The following is a 25,286-nucleotide window of genomic DNA, read 5'->3' on the forward strand; positions in this document are numbered from 1 at the left end:
AGTCAGATATGGCCTCAGCAGCGGAACAACTGGCGGCAAACCTCAATTTCGGCGCGTTTGCGAAGGCCGATGAGCTCAAGAAGCGCATCTGGTTCACCCTCGGCGCGCTGCTGGTCTACCGCCTCGGTACCTACATCCCGCTGCCCGGCATCGATCCGAACATCTGGGATTCGGTGTTCCGCACCCAGGCCGGCGGCATTCTCGGCATGTTCAACATGTTCGCCGGCGGCGGCATCCACCGCATGGCGATCTTCGCGCTGAACATCATGCCGTACATCTCGGCATCGATCATCATCCAGCTCCTGACCACGGTCTCGCCGCAGCTCGAAGCCCTCAAGAAAGAGGGCGAGGCGGGCCGCAAGATGCTGAACCAGTACACCCGCTATCTCACGGTGATTCTGGCCGCCGTCCAGTCCTACGGCATTGCGGTGGGGCTCGAAGGCGCCGGCAATGTGGTCGCCGATCCCGGCCTGTTCTTCCGCCTGTCCACCGCGATCACGCTGACCGGCGGCACCATGTTCCTGATGTGGCTGGGTGAGCAGATCACCTCGCGCGGCATCGGCAACGGCATCTCGCTGATCATCCTGTCCGGCATCGTGGCGGAGCTGCCCTCGGCGCTCGCCAACATGCTCGAGCTGGGACGTCAGGGCGCGCTGTCGACCGGCTTGATCCTGATCGTCATCGTGATGGCGGTTGCCGTGATCGCCTTCATCGTGTTCATGGAGCGCGCCCAGCGCCGGCTCCTGATCCAGTATCCGAAGCGCCAGGTCGGCAACAAGATGTTCGAGGGCCAGTCCTCGCATCTGCCGCTGAAGCTGAACACCTCGGGCGTGATCCCGCCGATCTTCGCCTCGTCGCTGCTGCTGCTGCCGACCACCGTCGCCAATTTCAACGCCGGCAAGGGCCCGGAATGGTTCCAGTGGATCACCACCCAGCTCGGCCACGGCCGGCCGCTGTTCCTGGTGCTGTATCTGGCGCTGATCCTGTTCTTCGCCTTCTTCTACACTGCCATCGTGTTCAACCCGACCGAGACGGCGGACAATCTGAAGAAGCATGGCGGCTTCATCCCCGGGATCCGGCCGGGTGAGCGCACCGCGGAATATATCGATTACGTGCTGTCCCGGATCACCGTGCTCGGCGCCATCTATCTGGCGATCGTGTGTCTGATCCCGGAAATTCTGATTTCCTACGCTTCCGTCCCGTTCTACTTTGGTGGCACTTCGCTTCTGATCGTGGTCAGCGTTACGATGGATACCGTGGCGCAGGTTCAGGGTTATCTGCTCGCCCATCAGTATGAAGGGTTGATCAGGAAGTCGAAATTGCGGGGGCGCCGCCGCGGCTAGCGGCGGATCGCGGCCCGGGAGCCAAAAGCCAAGAACAAGGTGCGCGGGAGGATCGCTCACCGTGTGCCGGGGGGCGGACATTCAATGAGACTCATTCTTCTGGGACCGCCCGGCTCGGGCAAGGGAACGCAGGCGCAGCGCCTGGTGCAGCAATATGGCATCGTGCAGCTGTCGACCGGCGACATGCTGCGCGCAGCCGTGGCGGCGCAGACCCCGATCGGGCTGAAGGCCAAGGACATCATGGCCGCCGGCGGTCTGGTGCCGGACGAGGTCGTGGTCGGCATTATCGCCGACCGGATCGAGCAGCCCGACGCCGCCAACGGCTTCATCCTCGACGGCTTCCCGCGCACGGTTCCGCAGGCCGAGGCGCTGGATGCGCTGTTGAAGCAGAAGCAGATGACGCTGGACGCGGTCATCGAGCTCAAGGTCAATGAGGGTGTGCTGCTCGAGCGGGTCGAGCGCCGGGCGGCCGAGACCCGCGCGCGGGGCGAGCCGGTGCGGGCCGACGATACGCCGGAGGTCCTGACCAAGCGGCTGGCCAGTTATCGCGACCAGACCGAGCCCCTGATCCACTATTATTCCGACCACCGGATGCTCGCGACGGTCGACGGCATGATGCCGATCGAGCAGGTGACCGCGGAGATCGGCCGGATCCTGGCCGCGGTCGGGAAGGGCGGTACGAGTCGGGCGGCCAAGAATGCCAGCCCCGCCAAGCGCAGTGCCAAGCTCCCCACGAAGGCCGCCAAGACATCGGCCAAGACAGCCACGAAATCGGCAGCCGCGGCCAAAAAGGCCGGCAAAACCGCCAAAAAGGCCGCCAAGACCGTGAAAAAGGCCGCCAAGAAAGCGCCGGCCAAGGCTCCCAAAAAGGTGGCCAGAGCTCCTGCCAAGGCACGCAAGCCCGCCGCCAAGGCTAGCAAATCCGCAGCCAAGGCCACCAAGGGGACCCGGAAAACCTCGGCGAAAGCCGCAAAAAAGCGCGCAACGAGGTGACCGAATCTTCTAGGAGCGGTTGACGACCGCCGTGTGAATCCATTAATAAGCCCGCATCCAAGTCGGATAGTTTTCGAAAGATGCCGGGCCCCACGAATCGAGGGGTGGGCGTCTTGTTCGCGTTTGCGGACACCTGCCCGAGATAGCGAGAATGAAGGCCGGTCCGTCCTGGGATCGGCGACAGGAGAGAAGTCCGTGGCCCGTATTGCCGGTGTCAATATCCCGACCAACAAGCGCGTCCTGATCGCGCTCCAGTACATCCATGGCATTGGCCCGAAGATCGCGAGCGAGATCATTGAAAAGGTCAAGATCGCCGAGGATCGCCGTGTCAACCAGCTGAGCGACCAGGAAGTCCTGCAGATCCGCGAAATCATCGACCGCGACTACGTCGTCGAGGGCGACCTGCGGCGCGAGACCGGCATCAACATCAAGCGGCTGATGGACCTCGGCTGCTACCGCGGCCTGCGTCATCGCCGTGGCCTGCCGGTTCGCGGTCAGCGCACGCATACCAATGCGCGCACGCGCAAGGGTCCTGCCAAGGCGATCGCCGGCAAGAAGAAGTAATCTGGTGAATTGCGAGTAGCGGGTGGCGAGTAGGGGCGATCCCTATTCGCTACTCGCTATTCACCATTCGCATCTTCGGTGTAGCCGCTGGCACTACGGCGGCGTTGAGATCTCAAGAAAGGTACCTATATGGCCAAGGAAGCCACACGTGTCCGCCGTCGTGAGCGCAAGAACATCGCCTCCGGCGTCGCCCATGTGAACTCGTCGTTCAACAACACCACCATCACCATCACCGATGCGCAGGGCAACACCATCGCCTGGTCGTCGGCTGGCACGATGGGCTTCAAGGGATCGCGCAAGTCGACCCCATACGCGGCACAGGTCGCGGCGGAGGACGTGTCCAAGAAGGCCCAGGAGCACGGCATGCGCACCCTCGAGGTCGAGGTCGCCGGTCCGGGCTCCGGACGTGAATCGGCGCTGCGCGCGCTGCAGGCCGCGGGCTTCACCGTCACCTCGATCCGCGACGTGACGACGATCCCGCACAATGGTTGCCGTCCGCGGAAGCGTCGTCGCGTTTGATCTGAAGGAGGCGGGCAGCATGTCCGCCTCGTCTTGCTTTTGAACCATTTCGATTGCCGCGATCCGATGCGCGGTTCTCCAACGCCAGTCAGTCGCAGCCGACGGACTGGCCCATGGGTGAAACAGTGACGATCCAGAAGAATTGGCAAGAATTGATTCGGCCGAACAAGCTCCAGGTCACGCCGGGCTCCGACGCGACCCGTTTCGCCACCGTGGTTGCCGAGCCGCTGGAGCGCGGTTTCGGCCAGACGCTGGGCAATGCGCTCCGCCGCATCCTGCTATCGTCGCTGCAGGGCGCCGCGGTGCAGTCGGTGCACATCGATGGCGTGCTGCACGAGTTCTCCTCGATAGCGGGCGTCCGTGAGGACGTCACCGACATCGTGCTGAACATCAAGGATATCTCGATCAAGATGCAGGGCGAAGGCCCGAAGCGGATGGTCGTGAAGAAGCAGGGTCCGGGCGCCGTCACCGCCGGCGATATCCAGACCGTCGGCGACATCGTCGTGCTCAATCCCGACCTGCAGCTCTGCACCCTGGACGAGGGCGCCGAGATCCGCATGGAGTTCACGGTCGCGACCGGCAAGGGCTACGTGCCGGCCGAGCGCAACCGTCCTGAGGACGCGCCGATCGGCCTGATCCCGATCGACAGCCTGTTCTCGCCGGTCCGCAAGGTCTCCTACAAGGTCGAGAACACCCGCGAGGGCCAGATCCTCGACTACGACAAGCTGACCATGACGATCGAGACCAACGGCGCGATCTCGCCGGAGGACGCGGTGGCCTACGCCGCCCGCATCCTGCAGGATCAGCTCAACGTCTTCGTCAACTTCGAAGAGCCGCGCAAGGAAGTCGCCCAGGAGATCATTCCGGATCTCGCCTTCAACCCGGCCTTCCTCAAGAAGGTGGACGAACTCGAGCTGTCGGTGCGTTCGGCGAACTGCCTGAAGAACGACAACATCGTCTATATCGGCGACCTCGTGCAGAAGTCGGAAGCGGAGATGCTGCGCACCCCGAACTTCGGCCGCAAGTCGCTGAACGAGATCAAGGAAGTGCTGGCTCAGATGGGTCTGCATCTCGGCATGGAAGTGCCTGGCTGGCCGCCGGAGAATATCGACGAACTGGCCAAGCGCTTCGAGGATCACTACTGAGCGAATGGCGGGTAGGGAGTGGCGAATAGGGAAGAAACACTCCTCGCCATTCGCTATTCGCCACTCGCTATTCTACCGGGCGAACGCAGGCAGCCCACCTGAGCAACATGTCCGACGAACCGTCGCGGCAGATTGAAATGAAGGACTAAGACAATGCGTCACGGCAAGGTTCATCGGAAGCTCAACCGCACTGCCGAGCATCGCAAGGCGATGTTCGCCAACATGTGCGCCGCGCTGATCAAGCACGAGCAGATCGTCACCACGCTGCCGAAGGCCAAGGAACTCCGGCCGATCGTCGAGAAGCTGGTCACGCTCGGCAAGAAGGGCGGTCTGGCGCTGCGCCGTCAGGCGATCGCCGAAATGCGCGACGTCGACCAGGTCAAGAAGCTGTTCGACGTGCTGGCGCCTCGCTACAAGGACCGCAATGGCGGCTACACCCGCATCATCAAGGCCGGCTTCCGCTACGGCGACAACGCGGCGATGGCCGTGATCGAGTTCGTCGATCGCGACGTCGATGCCAAGGGCCAGGATTCCGGCCCGGTGCAGGAAACCTCGGAAGCCGCGTAAGCAGGCATCCGAGATAGGGTTACAGAGCGGCGCCTTCGGGCGCCGTTTTTCGTTTTGGACGCCGTTTTCGTTTCATGGTCCCGTCGCCCGGACAGTATCGTGCTCAGACCAACAGGAGAGATCATGATGCGGGCTCGTGCAAACGCGCCATGATCCAGGCGTGCGCACTCACCCCGCGCGGATGGTGCGGACGAAATCGTCGAGCTCCTGGCGCAGGCGATCATTGCCATCGGTCAGCAGCCGGGCCGCATTGAGGACCTGGGACGAGGCCACGCCGGTGATGGAGGCGCCGTTCGTCACCTCGCCGATGCTGTGCGCGACCTGGGCGGTGCGCTCGGACGCGCTTTGGATGTTGCGGGCGATGTCACGCGTGGCGTGGCCCTGGCCTTCGATGGCGGTTGCGACGCCCGAGGCGATATCCGAGATGCGGCCGATGATGGCGACGATCGCGCCAATCGCACCGACCGATTCCCGCGTCGCGGTCTGGATGCCGGCGATCTGCTCTCGGATGTCCTCGGTGGCGTCGGCGGTCTGCTTGGCGAGCGTCTTGACCTCCTGGGCGACGACGGCGAAGCCGGCGCCGGATTCGCCGGCCCGTGCCGCCTCGATCGTCGCATTCAGCGCCAGCAAATTGGTCTGCTGCGCGATCGTGGCGATCAGTTGGATGACGCTGCCGATGCGGTCGGCCGCGGCTGCCAGCAGCGCCATCCGTTCGTCGGTCTGCCTGGCCTGATCGACGGCGTCGCGGGCGATCCCTGCTGAGATGTCGACCTGCCGTCCGATCTCCGCAGCCGATGCCATCATCTCGTCGGTCGCGGCCGCGACCCGCTGCACATTCAGCGAGGCTTCCTGGGAGGCTGCGGCCACTGCCGCCGACAGCGCTTGGGTATGGTGGGCGGTCTCGGTCAGGCCATGCGCCGACTGGGTGAGCTCCTGCGAGGCCGACGACACCGACATGATGACGTGGCCGGCCGTGGCCTCGAACGACTCGGCGAGCCGCGCCAGCTCTGCACGATGGCGCTCGGCGGCGCGGCGATCCTCCTCGCGGCGGCTTTCGAGCTCGGTCTCGGCACGCCGCCTGGCGGTGAGCTTGAAGGCTTCGACGGCCTGCGCCATCTCGCCGATCTCATCATTGCGCCCCAGGCCGGGGAGCACGACGTCGAACCTGCCGGCCGACAGCTCGTGCATGGCGGCGCTCATGCCCCGGATCAGCCGCGCCACGCGGCGTCCGAACAGCACCGCGGCGAGTGCCAGCGCGATCGCGGTCGCTCCGGTGATCCAGCTCAGCATCCGCCGCACCTCGGCCGCCCTGCGTTCAGCGGCCTCGCCGCGCAACTGGGCGGCGGCGGCCGCCTGGACCAGAGCAGGGTGGATGCGATCGAAGATCTGTTCGAGGTCCTCGACCTGCTCGTCCAGCGCCTGACGCGACACCGCGACCCCTGCAAACGCCTGCTTGTAGGCGCGTGCCAGCGACAGGAGCTCCGATCGGGTCGGAGCTGCGAGCGCCGCGCCGGCCAACACCGTCTCGAATCTGCTCTCGGTCTCGTCGAACCGATCGCCGATCCTCTCCTCGCCGCGCAGCATGAACTCGTGCTCCAGCCGGCGCATGGCCTGCATCAGCAGCGTGAGCCCGGGCTCGCCGGCCGCCGTGACCGCACTCTCGAAGCCGCGGGCGGCATCCCGCAATCTGCCCTGCAGCCCGTCGCCCTCGCGCAGGCCGAGCACGCGCTGCGCGCCGACGATATTCTGGAACCGTGTGGCATAGAGATTGATGCCGGTGCGCAGCGACCCGACCTGCCTGATCGGATCGTTATCCGCCGCGGTCACGGCATAGGCTTCGACGGCGTCGAGCACCTGCAGCTCCTGCGCGACGCGATCGGCGTGCTGGGTGATGAGGCGTTCGTCGTGGCTGTGCAGGAAGCGGGTCGCGAGCCATTGCGTCTCGAGGAAGCCTTGCGAGAGCACGGCAATGTCCATGCGGAACCGCATGCCCTCATCGGAGATGTGCTGGACCCGCGCGGCATGATCGAGCCCGCCAAGGCAGAGTGTGCCGACCACGACCACGCCGGCCGTGCCGAAGGTTGCGATCTGAGTGGCAAGGCGTGGACGCAGCCGCCGCGAAAGCAAGGCGCGGAGGGCGGTCATGGGCGCAAACATCGATTACTGCGTTCCTGTCAGGTCGGTCGAGGCGAGCGGGGGCATCGCACGCAAGGCTGCGTGCATGGGCGCCTCTCCACCAGCGTGACTACGTAATTACCTCTTTCGTCTTGAACCTTTCGTGACAGATCGACCGCCGGAATACGCAAATTTTTCAAATTAATCAGTCGGATAGGTGATTATCTGCGCTCTACATCTCAGGGGTTGTGCAACGCGGCGATGACTGGCCCGCGGGCGACCCAGCGGGTCATCACGGTCACGCCTGAGTGATGGCGGCTTGCCGCAGCCGCGTGCGTTGCCGAGCTGTCCAGGATCTCACGAAGGAGCTTTCGCATGCACATCGACCTTTCCGGCAAGACTGCTCTCGTCACCGGATCGATCGCCGGCATCGGCTTTGCCATCGCCAAGGGATTGGCCGCCTCGGGTGCCGAGGTCGTGCTCAACGGTCGCGCTCAGGACCGCGTCGACGCCGCTCTCATCCGTCTGCAGCAGGCAGTTCCCGCAGCCAGGCTGCACGGTATCGCCGGCGATGTCGCTCAGATCGACGGCGGTAACGCCGTGGTCAGAGCGCTTCCCGAGGTCGACATTCTCGTCAACAATGCCGGCATCTTCGAGCCGAAGGACTTTTTCGAGATCGGCGACGAGGATTGGGACCGTTTCTTCGAGATCAATGTCATGTCCGGCGTGCGCATGTCGCGCGCCTATCTGCAGGGCATGCTGAAGCGCAATTGGGGACGCATCATCTTCATCTCTTCGGAATCGGCGCTCAACATCCCGACCGAGATGATCCACTACGGCATGACCAAGACGGCTCAGCTTGCGATTTCGCGCGGCCTCGCGAAGCTGACGCGCGGCACCGGAGTCACCGTCAATGCGGTGTTGCCGGGGCCGACGCTGTCGGAAGGCGTCGAGACCTTCGTCAAGGATCTGGCGCGCCAGAACCGCCAGTCGGAGCAGGAGGCCGCGTCGTCCTTCGTCAAGCAGCACCGGCCGGGCTCGCTGCTGCAGCGCTTTGCTGCAGTCGACGAGGTCGCCAACATGGTCGTCTACGTCGCCTCTCCGCAGGCCTCCGCCACCAACGGAGCCGCGCTGCGCGTCGAGGGCGGGATCATCGACACCATCGCCTGAGGCCGGGCCATGGCCGCTTACGTCATCTCCGAGGTCGAGGTGCGCGACCTCGATTCCATGGAGCGCTACCGCAACTGTGCGGCGCGCTCGATCGCGCTCTATGGCGGGCGCTACCTGGTGCGCGGCGGGCCGGCCGAAACGGTCGAGGGCGGCCCGCCGGCCAAGACCCTGATCATCGTCGAGTTCCCGTCGATGGCCCGGCTGCGCGAATGGTATGCATCGGCCGAATATGCCGTAGCCTTGAACGAGCGCTGGAACGCGCTGGACCGCCGGTTGATTTTCGTCGAGGGTGCTGCACCTGCGTAAAGACCGGACTGGCGCCCCGATGCTGACAATCACACCCCGCCGCAAGCGTTGGCTGAAGCTGACCTCGGCGAGGTGGCAGCGGCGGGTCCTGTTCGTTGCAGGCGGGCTGGTCGTGGGCGCGGCGGCGGTGGCGCTGGCGGTGCTCGCCGATCAGGCCCAGCTTGCCTTTAATTGGCTGTTGTCGAGGTCGCGCTACGCGTCGCTGATCGTCACGCCCGCCGGCTTCGCGCTGTCGGTCTATCTGACCCAGCGCTACTTTCCCAACGCGCAAGGGAGCGGCATCCCGCAGGCGATCGCCGCGCGGCACCTGACGGATCCGCGGTCGCGGAGTCCGCTGGTCTCGATCCGCATCGCCATCGGCAAGATCGTGCTGACCTTGCTCGGCCTGTTGTGCGGCGGCTCGGTCGGCCGCGAAGGGCCGACGGTGCAGATCGGCGCCTCGATCATGTTTGCGCTGGGCCGGCTGTCGCCACGACGCCAGCCCGGATTGATCCTGGCCGGCGCCGCAGCTGGCGTCGCCGCCGCCTTCAACACGCCGCTTGCCGGCATCGTGTTCGGCATCGAGGAGATGAGTCGCACCTACGAGACGCGCACCTCCAGCCTCGTCATCGCCACCGTGATCGCTGCCGGTCTGACCTCGCTCGCGCTGATGGGCAACTACGCCTATTTCGGCACGACTCCGATTGCGCTCGGCAAGGGCATCGATTGGCTCGCAGTGCCGCTTTGCGGCATCATCGGCGGCGCCGCTGGCGGCCTGTTCAGCCGGATCCTGATCGCGATGGCCCGCGGGCTGCCAGGCGCCGTCGGTGGCGCCATCAGGCGGCAGCCGCTGCTGTTCGCGCTGGCCTGCGGATTTGCGGTTGCGCTGTGCGGCCTCGCCTCGGGCGACACGATCTACGGGACCGGCTATGCGCAGGTGAAGGCGGCGCTGGAGACCGGCACGCCACTGCCGCAGAATTTCAGCGTGCTCAAGTTCCTCGCCACCACCTTCGCCGCGATCAGCGGCATGCCCGGCGGCATTTTCGCGCCGTCGCTCGCTGTCGGGGCCGGCATCGGCGCCAATATCGCAAGCCTGTTTCATGAGACGCCATTGGCGCCGATTATGCTGCTCGGCATGGTCGCGTATTTCGCGGGCGTGGTGCAGGCGCCGATCACCGCCTTCGTCATCGTGACGGAGATGACCGACAATCACGCGATGGTGGTGCCGCTGATGATGGCCTCGCTGATCGCCTATGGGACCTCGAAGCTGGTCTGCGAGGAGGGTCTCTACCACGCGCTCGCCAAGGGCTTCGTGGCCAGAGCCGAAGCCAACAAGGCGAGCACGCGCGAGCCGCCGCCGGTGGCCGCTGCCGGCTGACCTTCATCAGCTCGCGGCAGCGTGCCCACTATGCGCCGGTACGCGCACGGCACGGGGTGGGCACGGCGCACCGCGATCCCGGACGTGGAGAGACTGCGGCTGCGCGTTTGTCCACCTGTGAGAGACGGCTATCAGCCCCACCCCTCGAGCACGATCTTGCCGCGGGATGTGTTGCTCTCGATCAAGGCATGCGCGCGCTTGAGGTTGGCCGCGTTGATGGAGCCGTAGTGATCGCCGAGCGTGGTGCGGACGACGCCCTTGTCGATCAGGTCGGCGACATCGTTGAGCAGATTGTGCTGGGCGATGATATCAGGCGTCGTGAACATCGAGCGCGTGAACATCGATTCCCAATGGATCGATATCGCCTTGCCCTTGAAGGCGGCGATCGAGAACTCGGCGGGATCGTCGATCAGGCCGAACTTGCTTTGCGGCGCCATGACCTCGACGATGGCCTTGTAGTGCTGGTCGCTGTGGGTCAGGCTGGCGACGAGGCCGACCGGCGGCAGCTTCAGCGCCTCGATCTGCTCCTTGATCGGCTTGCCGTGATCGACGACGGCATGGGCGCCGAGCGACAGGCACCAGTCGCGCGATTCCGGCCGCGTCGCGGTGGCGAGCACCGTGAGCCCGGTGAGGCGGCGCGCCAGCTGGATCAGGATCGAGCCGACGCCGCCAGCCGCGCCTGTGATCAGCAGGGTGCGATCGTCGAGGCTCTTGCCGGGCACGGCGCCGAGCCGGTCGAACAGCAGCTCCCAGGCGGTGATCGAGGTCAGCGGCAAAGCGGCGGCTTCGGCGAAGGACAGGGTCTTCGGCTTGCGGCCGACGATGCGCTCATCGACGAGGTGGAATTCGGCATTGGTGCCCTGGCGCAGGATCGAGCCGGCATAGAACACCTCGTCGCCGGCCTTGAACAGCGTCACCTCGGGGCCGACCGCCTCGACCACGCCGGCGGCGTCATAGCCGAGGATCTTGGTTTCGCCCGCCGGCGGCGCGGCGCGCTTGCGCACCTTGGTGTCGACCGGATTGACCGACACCGCCTTCACCGCGACCCGGATGTCGCGCCCGGTGGGCTCGGGTTTGGCGGTTTCGAAATCGAACAGCGCGCGCTCCTCCGTGATGGGCAGCGACTGCTGGTAACCGACGGCCTTCATGACAACCTCCTGGCTGGAATTTCCGAATAGGGCCTACTTGTCCTGCTGGCGTCATGTTCGCAAGTACTGTAAAAACAGGGAACTAGTCCCCGTTTGGATACTATTGGACCGAAAGCCGATGAAACGGAAGAATTTCGCCCGCCGCCCGGGCTGCGCGGTCGAAGCCACGCTCGACCTGATCGACGGCAAGTGGAAGGGCGTGATCCTCTACCACCTGCAGGGCGGCAGCCAGCGCTTCGGCGAGCTGCGCCGGCTGATGCCCGGCATCACCCAGCGCATGCTGACCAAGCAGCTGCGCGCGCTGGAGGAGGATGGGCTGGTGGTGCGCAAGGTCTATGCCGAGGTGCCGCCGCGGGTGGATTACAGCCTGTCGGAGATCGGCGAGAGCCTGCGGCCGGTGATCGAGGTCCTGCGCAGCTGGGGCGAGCGCCACCACGAACGGCTGTCCTGCGGCCCCGTTGCAGACACCATCAAAACGCCGCATCAGGCCGCCTGAGCTTGGCCCGACCTGCCGTTCCGCCTATATGCATGGCGTCATTTTCCAGGATTGTTCGCATGACGTTGATTCGCTCCACCGTGGTTCTGCTGCTGTCGCTGCTGGCCGCCACTCCGCTCGCGGCGCAGGAGCGGCGCGTACCGCAATCCCCGGCCGAGCTGCGGCTGTCCTATGCGCCGATCGTGCAGCGCGTGCAGCCGGCGGTCGTCAACGTCTACGCCGCCAAGGTGGTGCAGAACCGCAATCCGTTCCTCGACGATCCGATCTTCCGCCGCTTCTTCGGCCTGCAGGGCGGGCCGCAGGAGCAGATGCAGCGCTCGCTCGGCTCGGGCGTGATGGTCGATGCGTCGGGCCTGGTGGTCACCAACGTGCACGTCATCGAGGGCGCCGACGAGGTGAAGGTGTCGCTGTCGGACAAGCGCGAGTTCGAGGCCGAGATCGTGCTGAAGGACAGCCGTACCGATCTTGCCGTGCTCAGGCTCAAAGGCACGCGCGAGACCTTTCCGACGCTCGACCTCGCCAATTCCGATGACCTCCTGGTCGGCGACGTCGTGCTCGCAATCGGCAATCCGTTCGGCGTCGGCCAGACCGTCACGCATGGCATCGTCTCGGCGCTGGCGCGCACCCAGGTCGGCATCACCGACTATCAATTCTTCATCCAGACCGATGCCGCGATCAATCCCGGCAATTCCGGTGGCGCGCTGGTCGACATGACCGGCCGTCTGGTCGGTATCAACACGGCGATCTATTCCAAGTCCGGCGGTTCGCAGGGAATCGGCTTCGCGATTCCCGCCAACATGGTGCGCGTCGTCGTGGCCTCGGCCAAGAGTGGCGGCAAGGCGGTGAAGCGTCCGTGGCTCGGCGCGCGGCTGCAGGCGGTGACGCCGGAGATCGCCGAGAGCCTGGGTCTGCGCTCACCCACCGGCGCGCTGGTCGCCTCCGTCGTTCCGAACAGCCCGGCGGCGAAAGCGGGCATCAAATCGTCGGACCTGATCGTGTCGATCGACGGCCAGACCGTCGATGATCCGAACGCCTTCGACTATCGCTTCGCGACCCGTCCGCTCGGCGGCAACGCGCAGATCGAGGTGCAGCGGAGTGGCAAGCCGGTGAAGGTCGCGGTGGCGCTGGAGACGGCGCCTGACACCGGGCGCAACGAGATGGTCATCAACGGCCGCTCGCCGTTCCAGGGCGCCAAGGTGGCCAACATCTCGCCCGCGGTGGCCGATGAGCTGCATCTCGACGCCGACACCGAAGGCGTCGTCGTGCTCGAGCCGGGCGACGGCACCACGGCGGCCAATGTCGGCTTCCAGAAGGGCGACGTGATCATGGCCGTCAACAACCAGAAGATTGCCAAGACCGCCGATCTCGACAAGGCCTCGCGCGAGTCTGCGCGCATCTGGCGTATCACCGTGCTGCGCGGTGGCCAGCAGATCAACGTCACGCTCGGCGGATGAGTCCGAAGCGTCCCCAGCCGGGAGGCCCGAGCCTCTTCGCCGCGGCGGGGATGGAGCACGATGCGCCGCGGCCACTGCCGGAGCGGTTGCGCCCGCATAAGCTGTCCGACGTCGTCGGCCAGGATCACATCCTCGGCCCCGACGGCGCGCTGACGCGCATGCTGGAGACGCGCACGCTGGGCTCGCTGATCTTCTGGGGCCCGCCGGGCACCGGCAAGACCACCGTGGCGCGACTGCTGGCTGACGCCACCGAGCTGCATTTCGAGCAGATCTCGGCGGTGTTTTCCGGCGTCGCCGATTTGAAGAAGGTGTTCGACGCCGCGCGCGCCCGGCGCGAGACCGGGCAGGGCACGCTGCTGTTCGTCGACGAGGTGCATCGCTTCAACCGCGCGCAACAGGATTCCTTCCTCCCGGTGATGGAGGACGGCACGGTCGTGCTGGTCGGCGCGACGACGGAAAATCCCTCGTTCGAGCTCAACGCCGCTTTGCTGTCGCGCTCGCGCGTGCTGGTGTTCCACTCGCTGGATGCGGCTGCGATCGAGCGGCTCTACAGCAACGCCGAAGCCGTCGAAGGCCGCAAGCTGCCGCTCGATGACGAGGCGCGCGCGGTGCTGATCCGCATGGCCGATGGCGACGGCCGCGCCGCGCTGACGCTGGCGGAAGAAGTCTGGCGCTCGGCGCGCAAGGACGAGATCTTCAACGCCGTGCAATTGCAGGAGATCCTGCAGCGCCGCGCGCCGATCTACGACAAATCGGCCGACGGCCACTACAATCTCATCTCGGCGATGCACAAATCGGTACGCGGCTCCGATCCCGACGCGGCGCTGTACTACTTCGCGCGCATGCTCGACGCCGGCGAGGATCCGCTGTTTCTGGCCCGTCGCATCGTGCGCATGGCGGTCGAGGACATCGGCCTTGCTGACCCTCAGGCGCTGGTGATCGCCAACGCCGCCAAGGACGCCTATGATTTCCTCGGCTCGCCTGAAGGCGAGCTCGCGATCGCGCAGGCCGTGATCTATGTCGCGACCGCACCGAAATCCAATGCCGCCTACAAGGCCTTCGGCGCCGCCAAGCGCGTGGCGAAAGAGGGCGGTTCGCTGCTGCCGCCGAAGCACATCCTCAATGCCCCGACCAAGCTGATGCAGGGCGAGGGCTACGGCACCGGCTATCAGTACGACCACGATGCGCCGGACGCCTTCTCCGGCCAGGACTACTTCCCCGAAGCCTTGGGACGCCAGCACTTCTACGATCCGCCCGAACGCGGCTTCGAGCGCGAGATCCGCAAGCGGCTGGATTATTGGGCCAAGCTCAGGAAGGAGCGGGGCGGGTAGCGCAGCAGAGGTGACGTCGCAAGCCGCTCCTGCACGAATTGGCGAGGACGAGGTCAGGCTTTGAAGACGACGCGCGTCCCGGTGTTGATCCGAATGAGCTTGCCCGGCATGTCATGTTCAACGAGCCTCGTGAACAACTCGCCGGTGCAATGCATGGGCAAGACAAAGTCGGGATTGATTTGCTTGATCGCCGCTACCGTCTCCTGAACGTACTCGTCCTTTTCCGGGGCAAGATGGAAGCCCCCCATGACGGCATGGATCCGGTCGACGCCCGTGGCAGCCATGGCTTGCTTCAGTGTGTTGACGATGCCGCGGTGGCCGCAGCCCGTAAACACGACGAGGCCGTGCCCTCTCAGGTTGACGCAGGGCGCAATCTCATGGCTGAAGTCATCGGGGATTGACCTTGCGGTGCGCTTCGCCTCCGGCATCTGCTCCGGGAAGCAACCGTAGCCATCCTTGAGGCCGACACTCATGCGGGTGGGCGCGGTCACATGCTCAAAGCTTCGCTCCCCGATCGGGCCTGTCGCCACGACATGATCGGCAATGAGCGCCGGTTGATCGGCCAACACGACCTTCACGCCTGCGCTCTGCAGAGCGTTCCGGTCCAGCGCACCAAAGTTGTAGGATTGCGGAGGCGTCGCCGGCACGACGATCTCGCGGGTACAGAACGCCTCTTCGCCGCCCAGATAGAGCGCAATGCTCGGCTTGAATCGCCCTTTGCTCGCCCCGAGGAACCCCGCCATTCCTCCGAAATGATCGAAATGACCATGCGTCAGCAACATGGCATCGAGCATCTCGGGTCGAATCTGCAGGATGGCCATGTTGTTGATTAGCGTTTCCGGCGTGTATCCGAAGTCGACGAGCACGGCACGCTGCGCGGTCCCGGACTGCGTTTGAAGCAGCGCCGAGACGCCCCATTCGCTTTCCAGGACATTGCGTGGAGGCTTGTCCGTGAGCCCGAGCGAAAACGGCTGCACCTCAACATTGCCCATGCGGGCCGGCGCCGCGAAGACCTGCTGAAAACTGTCCGTGATGACGCGAATGGAGAGCGAGTCGACCTCCGGCATCGACGTGGTCAGCTTCTGCGCCCGGGCAGGTTCTGCGCCGCCCGCCAGGCTCGCGATGGTGGCCCAGAGCGCGGCAGCGCCCATGCCGCAAAGCGCATCGCGCCGGTCGAGGCCGGCGCTCGAACGATCCTGAACGGAGCCGTCGTCGACATGGAACCGTCCGCGTCTTGTCGCTGATGAGGGCGAGGGACCACAAGTGCAGCCACGGAAGAGCATGTCACCCTCCTGACAGGAGTGTCGTCACCGCATGCGCCCAACCAGTCCGGACTATCGATCAGCCTCAAGGAGAGGTCTTGACCTGTATCAAGGCCGGTCTGTCTCCGGCAGATTGATCGCCCTTCTCAGTCGCGGAACCTCGCTGTCTTTGCTGCGTCGCGATGTCTGAATTAGATGACTATTTGCGGGTGGTCACGAACTCCGCGATCTCCCGCGTCAACCGGTCGTCTTCGGTGTTGATGGAATACACTTCCGACATATGGCTGTGCTGCGGCAGCATCACGCTTCGCGCGCAGCCGGATGGGCGTTTGCAGGCGGCCTGCTTCAACAGGTCGAACTGCTCGACAAAGCGCGGCGGGTCGAGCTCGGCGGAGGCGATCATCAGCGGCAGGGACGAGGCCTGCAAACCTGATAAGGACGAGCGCTCCTTGAAGCGCGAGGGATCGGTGCCGAAATAGGCCATCTCCTGGTCGCCGAGCGGCGTCGCGGTGAGGTCGTAGATGCCGGACAGCATGATCGCGCCGGCCAGTCCACCGCCGCCGATCTTGTGGAATTCGGGATGCGCCACATAGGTCGCGACATGAACGGCGCCGGCGGAATGGCCCATCAGGTAGATGCGCGCGGGATCTCCGCCGTTCTCGGCCGCGTGGGCGACGACCCATTGCACCGCGCTGGCGACGTCCTCGACGCCCGCGGGCCAGGGGAATTTCGGCGCCAGGCGATAGGTGATGTTGACGCCGACGAAGCCGCTCTTCGCGGCCCAGAGCATGATGTTGTCGTAGAACGGGCTGTCCGGCGTGGTGCGCTTGTTGCCGCCGATGAAGGCGCCGCCATGCACGAAGATCAGGACCGGGCGCGGCTCGGCCGCCATATCGGGTGTGAACACATCGAGCAGATTGCGCTCGGCCGTGCCGTAGCGGATATCGCGCTGCACCTTGACGCCGGCGTAAGGCTCCCTGGCCTGCAGGGGCGCGTAGATGGCAGCCGTCTTCGGCGGGTCGATCGCGCGGCCGATCTCGATCAGCTTCCAGGCGATGTCGTCGGGCATCGGGCTCTGCTGCGCCTGCCCAGCGCTCAGCGTCAGCGCGGTCGCGAGGATCGTCAGGGCCAGTCTCGTCAGCATCATCAGGTCAGCTCCGATCACGTCCGATTCGCGAGGGCCAGCGCCTCGCCGGGCCGATTTATCGTGATTTCGCCGTGACTGGCAGGGGCTTTTGCGATAGGCACCTCGCATGAGCCGCCGCATCAAGCGAACCCAGACCCGATCCGACCGACCGACCGACCGCCGCAAAAGCGAGCGGCCGAAGGCCGAAGCCGTGCGGAGCGCGCCTGCCAAGCGCGATTCGCCGAAGCGTGAGGCGAGCAAGCGCCCGGAGAGCGACCGTCCGCGGCGCGAGCGTCTTGGCGGGGAACGCGAGGCCGCGTCGCGCAGCGAGTTCGGGCGCGGCAAGGCACGTCCGCCCCGTGCCGAGCGCGACGAGCGTCGGGAGACGTTCGAGCCGCGTGGCAAGCGCGTCGCCGCCGGCAAGCCCGTGCGGTTCGGCGCCGAGCGGGCCGAACGCAAGCCCGTCGCCGCACCGCCACCGCAGAAGGCCGAGCCCGAGACGCCGGTGCTGCCGACCAAGGTGCAGACCGTCGTGGTGACGGCGGACGAGAACAACATGCGCGTCGACCGCTTCCTCGAGGCGCGCTTTCCCGGCCTGTCATTCTCCCACATCCAGCGCATCGTCCGTAAAGGCGAGTTGCGCGTCGACGGCAAGCGCGCCGACAGCAAGGATCGTCTGGAGGAGGGCCAGACCGTCCGCATTCCGCCGCTGAAGCTCGACGCGCCGAAGGAGCGTGCCGGCCTCTCCGAGGCGGAGCGCAAGACGCTCGAGAGCCTCAAGGCGATGACGCTGTACGAGGACGACGACGTGCTCGTCCTCAACAAGCCGGTCGGGCTTGCGGTGCAAGGCGGCTCCGGCATGACGCGCCATATCGACCAGATGCTGGAGGTGATGCGCGACGCCAAGGGCCAGAAGCCGCGGCTCGTGCACCGCATCGACCGCGAGACCTCGGGCTGTCTCCTGATCGCCAAGACCCGCTTCGCCGCGACGCATCTGACCGGCGCCTTCCGCAGCCGTTCGGCGCGCAAGATCTATTGGGCGCTGGTGGCCGGCGTGCCCAAGCCGAAGCAGGGCCGCATCTCGACCTATCTCGCCAAGGACGAGGGCGAGGACGACACCATCATGCGAGTCGCCGCCCATGGCGACGAGGGCGCCAGCCACGCCGTGACCTATTATGCGGTCGTCGAGGCCTCGGCCAACAAGCTCGCCTGGGTGTCGCTGAAGCCGGTGACCGGCCGCACGCATCAGCTGCGCGCGCATATGGCACATATCGGCCATCCCATCGTCGGCGACCCCAAATATTTCAACATCGAGAACTGGGCGCTGCCCGGCGGCCTGCAGAACCGGCTGCATCTCTTAGCCCGCCGCATCGTCATCCCGCATCCGCGCGGCGGTGTCATCGACGCGACCGCGCCGCTGCCGCCGCATATGCTGCAATCTTGGAACCTGCTCGGCCTCGAGCACGACCGCTTCGACCCGATCGAGAACGCGCCGGAGGAGTGAGCCGTCCGGCGCTCAGCCTCTCTGTTCGACGAGCTGAATGCCTGCATCCCGCAAGGCGCAGAAGATGTCTTCGATGTCCTCGGGCGGCATGTCCGATCCGCACAGCGCGTTCAATTCGTCGAAGCTGATCTCGCCATCCGGCTCGCTCATCGCGATGGCCCGGCGAATGATCTCCGACACGAGCATGGTCTTCTCCTGCTGAAATTGGGCGCATCTACCCAAGGGAAGACGAATCGGATGCCAGGCCGCCTCAGTTCCGGAACTGCTCCAGGAACAGCCGCAGCGAATCGTGCGGGGTCTCGACGTCGAGGATGACCCAGCCGTCCGGTCCCTTCACGACGATGAAGTTCATGGTTACGCGCCGGCCCTGATTGTCGAAGGCGGCCGCGACGTAGGTCTTGTCGAACTGCTTGCGCATGATCGAGATCGCGACCGGACCGAGCTTCCAGCGCGGGCTCTGCACCAGGAAGTCGTAGGGCTCGCGCCGCGGCGCCGCCCACGCCTTGGCGAGGCTCGGGTCGAAGAATTGCCGCGCCGCCTCGGCGGTCCGCGGCAGGCCCGCGGAGAGGTCCGGCTGGCCCTGGCCATAATGCGCATAGACATTGCGCACCAGCGATTCCGGTGAGCCGAAGCCGGCCGCGGCCGGGAGCGGGCTCCAGAGCAAGGCGAGGACGGACAGCAGGACGCGCATCGGCAGCTCGCATTTCGGGCGGATCGGCCTTATCTAGCGCGCAACCACGGATCCTGTGTGATCATCCCGCGAGAGGACCGGAATTCGATGCGTGAATTGTTCGACGAGGTTGTCGGCCAGGGGAAGCCCGATCCGCAGGAGGCGGCGCGCCAGGCGATGCGCGCGCCCCAGCGCAAGCGCTTCTACAAGGACGTCGGCACAGCCGCAGTCGATGGCGGCTATCACGTGACGCTCGATGGACGGCCGATCCGCACGCCCTCGGGCCGCGTTGTTGTCGTTCCCGTGCAGGCGCTGGCGGAGGCGGTGGCCGCCGAGTGGCAGGCGCAAGGCGAGATCATCGATCCCGCCACGATGCCGCTGACGCGCTTCGCCAACAGCGTGGTGCAGTCGGTGATCGACCGCACCGATGACGTCCGCGAGGACATGGCCAAATACCTGCAGTCGGACCTGTTGTTCTACCGCGCCGGCCATCCCGAAGGGCTGGTCGCCCGCGAGGCCACGCATTGGGACCCGGTGCTGGACTGGGCGCGCGATACGCTTGGCGCGCATTTCATCCTGTCCGAGGGCATCATGCATGTGACCCAGCCCGACGCCGCGGTGCAGGCGGCGCGCAATGCGCTGCCGACCGGCCCCTGGGCGGTGGCGGCCGCGCATGTGGTGACGACCGTCACCGGCTCGGCGCTGCTGGCGCTGGCGCTGGCGCAGCGTGTGCGCGACGCCGACCAGGTCTGGGCGGCGGCCCATGTCGACGAGGACTGGAATGTCGAGCAATGGGGCGCGGACGAGGAAGCGGTGCGCCGCCGCGCCGCCAAGGAGATCGACTACCAGGCTGCCGTCCGCATCCTCCAGGACGTCGGCCCCGCCAGCTGAGGCCGGTTAACGCTGGGTTTAGGGCAAAGGTCTAGGCTCTGCGCGTAACCCGAGTACGCGTATGGTCCAGAGTATCACGCCGTCGCCTTCCGTCAGCGCCGTCCGTGGCGTCGGCAGCTCGCCGGCCGGAAACGCCCCGCAGGCCGCTGCCACCCTGCAGGCCGGTGCGCTGCTCAGCGCCCGGGTGCAGCAGGTGCTCGCCGAGAACCTGGTCCAGGTCGCGATCGGAAATCTGTCGATGGAGCTCGCCAGCGAGCTGCCGCTGCAGGCTGGCCAGACCGTGCAGGTCGCGGTCTCGCAGACCGGGCAGGGCCTGCAGCTCGCGATCGTCGGTCCTGGCAACGGCGCCGCCGCGGGCACATCCGGCACCAGCACGCCGGCTGCCACCGTTGTCGACGTCACCGGTCGGCTCGCACCCACGCTGGCCCCGCCGGCTGATCCCCTCACCGGCCTGGAGCGTCTCGCGCTGTCGATCGCCAGCGAGGACGCCGCGACCCGGCAGGGCAGCCAGGGGCAATTATTCGCCGATCTCCAGGCGGTCGCCGATTCACCCAATTTGCCGCCCGCTCTGCGGGCCGCGGTGGCGCAGGTCCTGGCCCAGCAGACGGCGCTGTCGCCTGGGCTGACGGGCGAAGACATCCGCAATGCCGTGCAGAATTCCGGCCTGTTCCTGGAAGCATCGCTTGCCAAGGGCAGCACCGCATCGGCTCCGTCGGATCTGAAGGCGGCCCTGATCGTGCTGCGCCAGACGCTGGCGACGGTATTGCAGACCGTCGATCCCGGCACGACGGCGTCAACCTCACCGCCGCCGGGCGCATCCTACGCCTCGGTGCTGTCCGAGGCCGGCCGTGCCGCGGCCGCGCAGCAGAACGCGGCCCCCTCATTGGTTCCGGACATCGAGATCGAGCTGCCGCCGCAGCCCTGGGTGATGGGAGCAGGCCGGCCGGATGCGGCATCCGCGGGCTTCACCGGCTCGGCGCTGATCGAGACCCTGAGCCAGGCCAAGGCGCAATCGATGACGCCGGGCGCGGTGCTGGCCGTGCTGCAGGAAGCCCAGCAACAGATCCCGCGGGCCGCGGGCCTGGTTCCCGGACGCAACGCCAATGGCGACGTCGCCCGCACCAACACGCCGCCGCCGCCGTTCCGCGGCGGTGCTCCGATGCCGCAGGCCGTGGCGACGCCGACGCTCGGCCCGGATGCGCCGCTGCCGGCGATCGCGCATCGGCTGCTCGACGAGACCGACCAGGCGCTGTCGCGGCAAGCCTTGCTGCAGGTCGCGTCGCTGCCTGACCGTCCCGACGCATCGACGGCGCGCACCGATCCCACGCTGCCGCGCTGGAACTTCGAAATCCCGTTCGCGACGCCGCAGGGCACCGCGATGGCGCAGTTCGAGATCTCGCGCGACGGCGGCACCCAGGCGCCTGAGACGTCCAAGCGCGTCTGGCGCGCGCGCTTCTCGCTCGATGTCGAGCCGGCTGGTCCGGTGCATGCGCTGGTCTCGTTCAATGCCGAGCGCACTTCGGTGCGGATGTGGGCCGAGCGTCCGGCCACCGCCGCGCGCCTGCACGCCGGTCTGTCGGATCTGGGCCAGGCGCTGATCCGCGCCGATCTGTCCCCGGGCGATCTCGTGGTGCAGGACGGCGCGCCGCCAGCGGTGATGCCGCCCAAGGCCGGCCATTTCCTGGATCGCGCGCTATGAGCATCGACGTGAAGGCCGCAACCAAGATTCCAGCCAAGACCCAGCTCGCGGTCGCGCTGCATTACGACAAGGGGCAGGGCGGCGCGCCCCGCGTGGTCGCCAAGGGCAAGGGCACGATCGGCGCCAAGATCATCGAGGTCGCGCGCGCACACGACATTCCGATCGAGGAAAACGAGGTGCTGGCCGGCGCGCTCTCCAATGTCGAGCTCGGCGACGAGATCCCCGAGGAGCTCTACAAGGCGGTCGCCGAGGTCCTGGTGTTCGTGCTCAACCTGTCGCGGCCGGTGCGCTGATCCGCCACGCGCCGCAACAATTGTGATCTCCGTCCTGCTTCGATCGCCAACGCCCTGTGATAGGCAGGGCCGACTGTCGACGGAGAGACCTGCCATGCCCCTGATCAGCCGCCGCCATGCGCTCGCTTTGATGGCCGGCGCCAGCCTGGTGCCGGCGCGCGCATCCGCCCATGTCGCGCCGCCCCGCAACGAGATCCGCGCCGGGCTCGCTCAACGCTTCACCGACATGGGCACCCAGGGCACGTTCTTCGCCTATAAGGTCGAGGAGTATCTGATCATTGCCAGCGACACCGAGCGCTCGGGCGCGGCGAAGCTGCCGGCCTCGACCTTCAAGATCGCGAACGCGCTGATCGCGCTGGAGACCGGCGTCGTCGCCGATCCCGACACCGACGTGTTCAAATGGGACGGCGTCACGCGATCGATCGAGGCCTGGAACAAGGATCATACGCTGCGCAGCGCGATCGCGGTGTCGGCGGTGCCGGTGTTTCAGGAGATCGCGCGGCGCATCGGCCCCGAGCGGATGCAGAAATATCTCGAGGAGCTCGATTACGGCAATCACGACATCGGCGGCGGCATCGATCAGTTCTGGCTGACCGGCGCGCTTCGTATCGATCCGGTGGAGCAGGTCGACTTCATCGACCGCCTCAGGCGTGGTGCGCTGCCGGTCTCCAAGCGCAGCCAGGATCTGACGCGCGATATCATCCCCGTGACCAAGGTCGGTGATGCCGTCATCCACGCCAAATCCGGCCTGCTCGGCAAGGAGCAGGGCTCGCTCGGTTGGATGGTCGGCTGGGTCGAGAAGGGTGACCAGCCGACCGTGTTTGCGCTCAACATGGATTGCCCCGAGCCACGCCATGTCGAAGCGCGGATGACGCTGACCCAGGCCTGCCTGAAGGATATCGGCGCGTTGTGAGCGTGTGACGGTCCATCATCGGCAGCGGCGCACGCTGCCTTGATGGTGAAGAGCGCTGCTGGATCAGCGCCGCGACAATTGGAGATCAACCGCGGTGATCTCCGCGCCCGCGGGCCGGATCGACACCGTCTGCCGCTTGCCGCTGGTCGTCAGCGCCAGCCCGGCCGAGAAGGTCTGGCCGCGCGCCTGGGCCTCGATGCGATTGCCGACGGCGCGCCCCTCGATCGTGCCGGACGCATTGTGGCTCGACTCGGTCCATTGCCCGGAAATCTCACCGCCGCGATAGGCGACGTCGCTCGAGAGATCGATATTGTAGCTGTCGCTGGCACAGCGGATGTTGAGCCTGAGCTGCTCGCCGGCGCCGCCGACGTCGTAGGCGGCGCGGCAGCGCAGCCGCTCCTGGTTGCCGTCGGACATGCTGATCACGCCGCCGCCGCTCCACGAGCCTTCCAGTGCCCGGAATGGCGAGGCGGGCGCCGCATGGGCCGCGACGCCCCAGGCGAGGGCCGTCAGCAAGGTGGGAATCGCAAGGCGAGAGGCGCGCATCATCGGGCTCCGTTTCATCGTCGAAAAGCGAGCGACAACGCAGGAACACCCAATACGTTCGATCTGTCACTTCAAAAATTGATCCAAATCGTTCTATTTTTACTCACGACAGTTTGAACAGCGTGCGCAGGAAGTCCGTCACGGCTTGGCGCGCCGCCTCCGCGGTCGCCGGATTGCCTCCGACATGCGGATCGAACTCGACACAGGCATCCTGATAGGTGAAAGGCTGCTGCGTCTCGGCGTTCATCAGCAGGCCGCCTTCGCCTTCGGTGATCCGGCAATTGCGCACGGTCTGCGCCTTGGGCGAAATCGCCAGCAAGTTGGCGCCGAGCAGGCCGATATCGAAGCCGTGCGGCGAGTCCGGATATTCCGTCAGCTCGACGTCGCGGCCGGCCGCCTTGAGCCGCTCGACGAAGGCCTTGCAGGTCCGCACCGGATTGTAGTCGTCCGGTCCGCCGTGGAAGATCCGGATCGGCCGCGCCACCAGTTCGGTGTCGCCGCGATAGGTCGTCGAGCAGTCGGGATAGAACGGGAGATAGGCGGCGAATTGCAGCCCGGATCTGTTCCAGCGCTTGTGGAAGCGCTCGAGGCTCGCATAGAGCGCCGCCTGTCCGCCGCGCGAGAATCCCATCAATACGATGCGCTCGGGATCGACGCGCGGATGTTTCGCGAGCACCTCGAGCCCGTGATAGATGTCCATGATCAGGTTGAGCCGGCCGAGCTGCGCCTGGTTGGTGCTGGTCGCGGTGATGCCGCGACCGCTGAAGCCGTCGATGACGAAGGTCGAGATCCCCATCGCGTTGAAGGTGCGGCTCCAGGCCGCGATGTTGCCGCCGACGCCGCCGGACCCATGCATCAGCACCACCACCGGCAGCCGGCCGCTGCCCTGCGCCACGCGCAGTTCGCCGACCACGGTGACCGGAGTGCCGCCCTCGTCGCCGGAGAGGAATTGCCGATCGGACAAAGTTACCGAGGCGATCGGATACATCTCGACCCGCGCCGGCACATCCTTGGTGATGCCCTGCGCGCTCGCGCTGTTGGCGAGCGTGAGGCCAAGGGCTGCGAGCACCGCAACGGCCGCCATCGCGATCGCGCGTCGGGATCGCGGACGGACGCGCCACCTTGCACAACTGGCAGCGCGATTCCTGCACGTGCCAAACATCGTCGGCGTGCCACTGACGCGTCGCTCCATGGCCATCCTCCTGCATCGCTGCTTATTTTGCAGCTTTGAATGCGAGTAGAACGGCGCTGCCTGGTTGTGTCAAACCATGAGCTGAGCTGTGCGCGTGCAGGGCGGTGGACAACGTCGCCGACCAGCCCGCTGGGAATCCGCCGCGGCGCGCCTGCGCTCAGGCCGCCGCCCGTCCGATCCGGCCGAGATGAGTGAAGCCAAAGCCGTCGGCATATTTCAGCCCATAGCCGGCCAGTCGGTCGACGCCGACATGGGCGAGCCAGATGGTGGCAAGGCCGGTGACCAGCGGCGGTCCGGCCCAAAGCCCGATCGCGAGCAAAACGGCGGGGGCCAGCGTGCTGTGCACAGCATTGTAGACCGCGGCGCCGACACGCGGTCCAGCGAGATAGGCGGCGAAGCTGATGTCGGGCGCCAGGAAGAGGGCGGCGAACAGCCACCATGATCCGCCCTGATGGGCATAAAAGGCGGTCGCGCCGGCCGCCAGCACCAGCCCTTCGAGCCGCAGCAGCGTGCGGACGCCGCCCGAGGCGGCGTCCCGGGACGGGCCTCCAGCCTCAATCACAGCATCCGTATTGATGGTCATATCCATGATTCTGCTTCCAATTCCGAACTGCGGGAGGATCAGCGGTGCTGCCGAAAGCTGCTTTTCGCCTCCGAAATAGCCGTGTTAGAAGGCCGCCAA

26 protein-coding genes are annotated in these 25,286 nt (G+C 66.2%); 17 read left to right on the forward strand and 9 right to left on the reverse strand.

What is annotated here, in order from left to right:
* Positions 1-8 precede the first annotated feature (8 nt).
* The 6 genes from secY to rplQ all read left to right on the forward strand — a co-directional run bounded on the left by secY (position 9) and on the right by rplQ (position 5,131).
* Entirely contained in the window at positions 9-1,343 is a 1,335-nt protein-coding gene (secY, locus tag HL671_RS06325; RefSeq protein ID WP_012045032.1) for a preprotein translocase subunit SecY, read from the forward strand.
* A gap of 84 nt (positions 1,344-1,427) precedes the next feature.
* Positions 1,428-2,336, forward strand: coding sequence for an adenylate kinase (locus HL671_RS06330; RefSeq protein ID WP_172235899.1), 909 nt, complete (start codon positions 1,428-1,430; stop codon positions 2,334-2,336).
* A gap of 195 nt (positions 2,337-2,531) precedes the next feature.
* Positions 2,532-2,900, forward strand: coding sequence for a 30S ribosomal protein S13 (rpsM, locus tag HL671_RS06335; RefSeq protein ID WP_012045030.1), 369 nt, complete (start codon positions 2,532-2,534; stop codon positions 2,898-2,900).
* Between the two features lie 129 nt (positions 2,901-3,029).
* A complete protein-coding gene (gene rpsK, locus HL671_RS06340; protein WP_012045029.1) occupies positions 3,030-3,419 on the forward strand; it encodes a 30S ribosomal protein S11 in 390 nt (129 codons plus the stop codon).
* 113 nt (positions 3,420-3,532) lie between these two features.
* Entirely contained in the window at positions 3,533-4,564 is a 1,032-nt protein-coding gene (locus HL671_RS06345; protein WP_011926060.1) for a DNA-directed RNA polymerase subunit alpha, read from the forward strand.
* A gap of 153 nt (positions 4,565-4,717) precedes the next feature.
* On the forward strand, positions 4,718-5,131 hold the full coding sequence (gene rplQ, locus HL671_RS06350) for a 50S ribosomal protein L17 (RefSeq protein ID WP_006611863.1): 414 nt from the start codon (positions 4,718-4,720) through the stop codon (positions 5,129-5,131).
* Positions 5,132-5,299: 168 nt separating this feature from the next.
* Here rplQ and HL671_RS06355 read toward each other — a convergent pair whose 3' ends face one another.
* The gene (locus HL671_RS06355; protein ID WP_172235900.1) at positions 5,300-7,276 is read right to left on the reverse strand and encodes a methyl-accepting chemotaxis protein; all 1,977 of its coding nucleotides are present in this window, start codon (positions 7,274-7,276) and stop codon (positions 5,300-5,302) included.
* 345 nt (positions 7,277-7,621) lie between these two features.
* Here HL671_RS06355 and HL671_RS06360 point away from each other — a divergent pair, with 345 nt between their 5' ends.
* Genes HL671_RS06360 through HL671_RS06370 form a run of 3 tightly spaced genes read left to right on the forward strand, consistent with a single transcriptional unit; the run spans position 7,622 to position 10,079 of the window.
* Positions 7,622-8,416 (forward strand): SDR family NAD(P)-dependent oxidoreductase, encoded by a 795-nt coding sequence (locus tag HL671_RS06360; RefSeq protein WP_172235901.1) that lies wholly within the window; start codon positions 7,622-7,624, stop codon positions 8,414-8,416.
* Between the two features lie 9 nt (positions 8,417-8,425).
* A complete protein-coding gene (locus HL671_RS06365) occupies positions 8,426-8,722 on the forward strand; it encodes a DUF1330 domain-containing protein (RefSeq protein WP_041750845.1) in 297 nt (98 codons plus the stop codon).
* Positions 8,723-8,741: 19 nt separating this feature from the next.
* Complete coding sequence (locus tag HL671_RS06370; RefSeq protein ID WP_012045025.1) at positions 8,742-10,079, forward strand: chloride channel protein; 1,338 nt, start codon at positions 8,742-8,744, stop codon at positions 10,077-10,079.
* Positions 10,080-10,210: 131 nt separating this feature from the next.
* Here the strand turns inward: HL671_RS06370 and HL671_RS06375 are convergent, their stop codons facing one another.
* Positions 10,211-11,227, reverse strand: a complete 1,017-nt coding sequence (locus HL671_RS06375) for a zinc-binding alcohol dehydrogenase family protein (RefSeq protein WP_012045024.1) — start codon at positions 11,225-11,227, stop codon at positions 10,211-10,213.
* Positions 11,228-11,345: 118 nt separating this feature from the next.
* On the opposite strand from HL671_RS06375, the gene HL671_RS06380 reads away from it, so the two are divergent.
* Genes HL671_RS06380 through HL671_RS06390 form a run of 3 tightly spaced genes read left to right on the forward strand, consistent with a single transcriptional unit; the run spans position 11,346 to position 14,508 of the window.
* Positions 11,346-11,723, forward strand: coding sequence for a winged helix-turn-helix transcriptional regulator (locus HL671_RS06380; RefSeq protein WP_012045023.1), 378 nt, complete (start codon positions 11,346-11,348; stop codon positions 11,721-11,723).
* A gap of 59 nt (positions 11,724-11,782) precedes the next feature.
* Positions 11,783-13,177, forward strand: coding sequence for a DegQ family serine endoprotease (locus HL671_RS06385; RefSeq protein ID WP_012045022.1), 1,395 nt, complete (start codon positions 11,783-11,785; stop codon positions 13,175-13,177).
* Positions 13,174-14,508 (forward strand): replication-associated recombination protein A, encoded by a 1,335-nt coding sequence (locus tag HL671_RS06390; RefSeq protein ID WP_012045021.1) that lies wholly within the window; start codon positions 13,174-13,176, stop codon positions 14,506-14,508. Before HL671_RS06385 ends, HL671_RS06390 begins: the two co-directional genes overlap by 4 nt.
* Before the next feature lie 53 nt (positions 14,509-14,561).
* On the opposite strand, the gene HL671_RS06395 is transcribed toward HL671_RS06390, so the two are convergent.
* Both HL671_RS06395 and HL671_RS06400 read right to left on the reverse strand, forming a co-directional pair.
* Positions 14,562-15,791: an MBL fold metallo-hydrolase gene (locus HL671_RS06395; RefSeq protein ID WP_172235902.1), complete on the reverse strand. Its 1,230-nt coding sequence runs from the start codon at positions 15,789-15,791 to the stop codon at positions 14,562-14,564.
* Positions 15,792-15,969: 178 nt separating this feature from the next.
* Positions 15,970-16,917 carry an alpha/beta hydrolase gene (locus HL671_RS06400; RefSeq protein WP_172235903.1) on the reverse strand — a complete coding sequence of 316 codons (948 nt, stop codon included), beginning with the start codon at positions 16,915-16,917 and terminating at the stop codon, positions 15,970-15,972.
* A 106-nt stretch (positions 16,918-17,023) separates the two neighbouring features.
* Here HL671_RS06400 and HL671_RS06405 point away from each other — a divergent pair, with 106 nt between their 5' ends.
* Entirely contained in the window at positions 17,024-18,400 is a 1,377-nt protein-coding gene (locus HL671_RS06405; RefSeq protein WP_172235904.1) for an RluA family pseudouridine synthase, read from the forward strand.
* A gap of 12 nt (positions 18,401-18,412) precedes the next feature.
* On the opposite strand, the gene HL671_RS06410 is transcribed toward HL671_RS06405, so the two are convergent.
* Together HL671_RS06410 and HL671_RS06415 are read right to left on the reverse strand one after the other, a co-directional pair.
* The gene (locus HL671_RS06410; RefSeq protein WP_085972632.1) at positions 18,413-18,586 is read right to left on the reverse strand and encodes an RNA polymerase sigma factor region1.1 domain-containing protein; all 174 of its coding nucleotides are present in this window, start codon (positions 18,584-18,586) and stop codon (positions 18,413-18,415) included.
* Between the two features lie 64 nt (positions 18,587-18,650).
* Positions 18,651-19,091 (reverse strand): hypothetical protein, encoded by a 441-nt coding sequence (locus tag HL671_RS06415; RefSeq protein ID WP_012045017.1) that lies wholly within the window; start codon positions 19,089-19,091, stop codon positions 18,651-18,653.
* 87 nt (positions 19,092-19,178) lie between these two features.
* Here HL671_RS06415 and HL671_RS06420 point away from each other — a divergent pair, with 87 nt between their 5' ends.
* From HL671_RS06420 to blaOXA, 4 genes are all read left to right on the forward strand, one after another.
* The gene (locus tag HL671_RS06420; RefSeq protein WP_172235905.1) at positions 19,179-19,961 is read left to right on the forward strand and encodes an ATP12 family chaperone protein; all 783 of its coding nucleotides are present in this window, start codon (positions 19,179-19,181) and stop codon (positions 19,959-19,961) included.
* 61 nt (positions 19,962-20,022) lie between these two features.
* On the forward strand, positions 20,023-21,660 hold the full coding sequence (fliK, locus tag HL671_RS06425) for a flagellar hook-length control protein FliK (RefSeq protein ID WP_172235906.1): 1,638 nt from the start codon (positions 20,023-20,025) through the stop codon (positions 21,658-21,660).
* Positions 21,657-21,953, forward strand: a complete 297-nt coding sequence (locus HL671_RS06430) for an EscU/YscU/HrcU family type III secretion system export apparatus switch protein (RefSeq protein ID WP_049795397.1) — start codon at positions 21,657-21,659, stop codon at positions 21,951-21,953. The genes fliK and HL671_RS06430 overlap by 4 nt, the downstream gene beginning before the upstream one ends.
* A 94-nt stretch (positions 21,954-22,047) precedes the next feature.
* The gene (blaOXA, locus tag HL671_RS06435) at positions 22,048-22,866 is read left to right on the forward strand and encodes an OXA-1091 family oxacillin-hydrolyzing class D beta-lactamase (protein WP_172235907.1); all 819 of its coding nucleotides are present in this window, start codon (positions 22,048-22,050) and stop codon (positions 22,864-22,866) included.
* Positions 22,867-22,929: 63 nt separating this feature from the next.
* Here blaOXA and HL671_RS06440 read toward each other — a convergent pair whose 3' ends face one another.
* The 3 genes from HL671_RS06440 to HL671_RS06450 form a co-directional block, all read right to left on the reverse strand.
* On the reverse strand, positions 22,930-23,415 hold the full coding sequence (locus tag HL671_RS06440) for a hypothetical protein (RefSeq protein WP_172235908.1): 486 nt from the start codon (positions 23,413-23,415) through the stop codon (positions 22,930-22,932).
* Positions 23,416-23,515: 100 nt separating this feature from the next.
* On the reverse strand, positions 23,516-24,496 hold the full coding sequence (locus HL671_RS06445; RefSeq protein ID WP_172235909.1) for a dienelactone hydrolase family protein: 981 nt from the start codon (positions 24,494-24,496) through the stop codon (positions 23,516-23,518).
* 265 nt (positions 24,497-24,761) lie between these two features.
* Positions 24,762-25,193, reverse strand: a complete 432-nt coding sequence (locus tag HL671_RS06450; RefSeq protein WP_012045011.1) for a DUF4260 domain-containing protein — start codon at positions 25,191-25,193, stop codon at positions 24,762-24,764.
* Positions 25,194-25,286 lie beyond the last annotated feature (93 nt).

Origin of the sequence: Bradyrhizobium denitrificans (assembly GCF_013179005.1) — a bacterium.
GTDB lineage: Bacteria > Pseudomonadota > Alphaproteobacteria > Rhizobiales > Xanthobacteraceae > Bradyrhizobium > Bradyrhizobium denitrificans.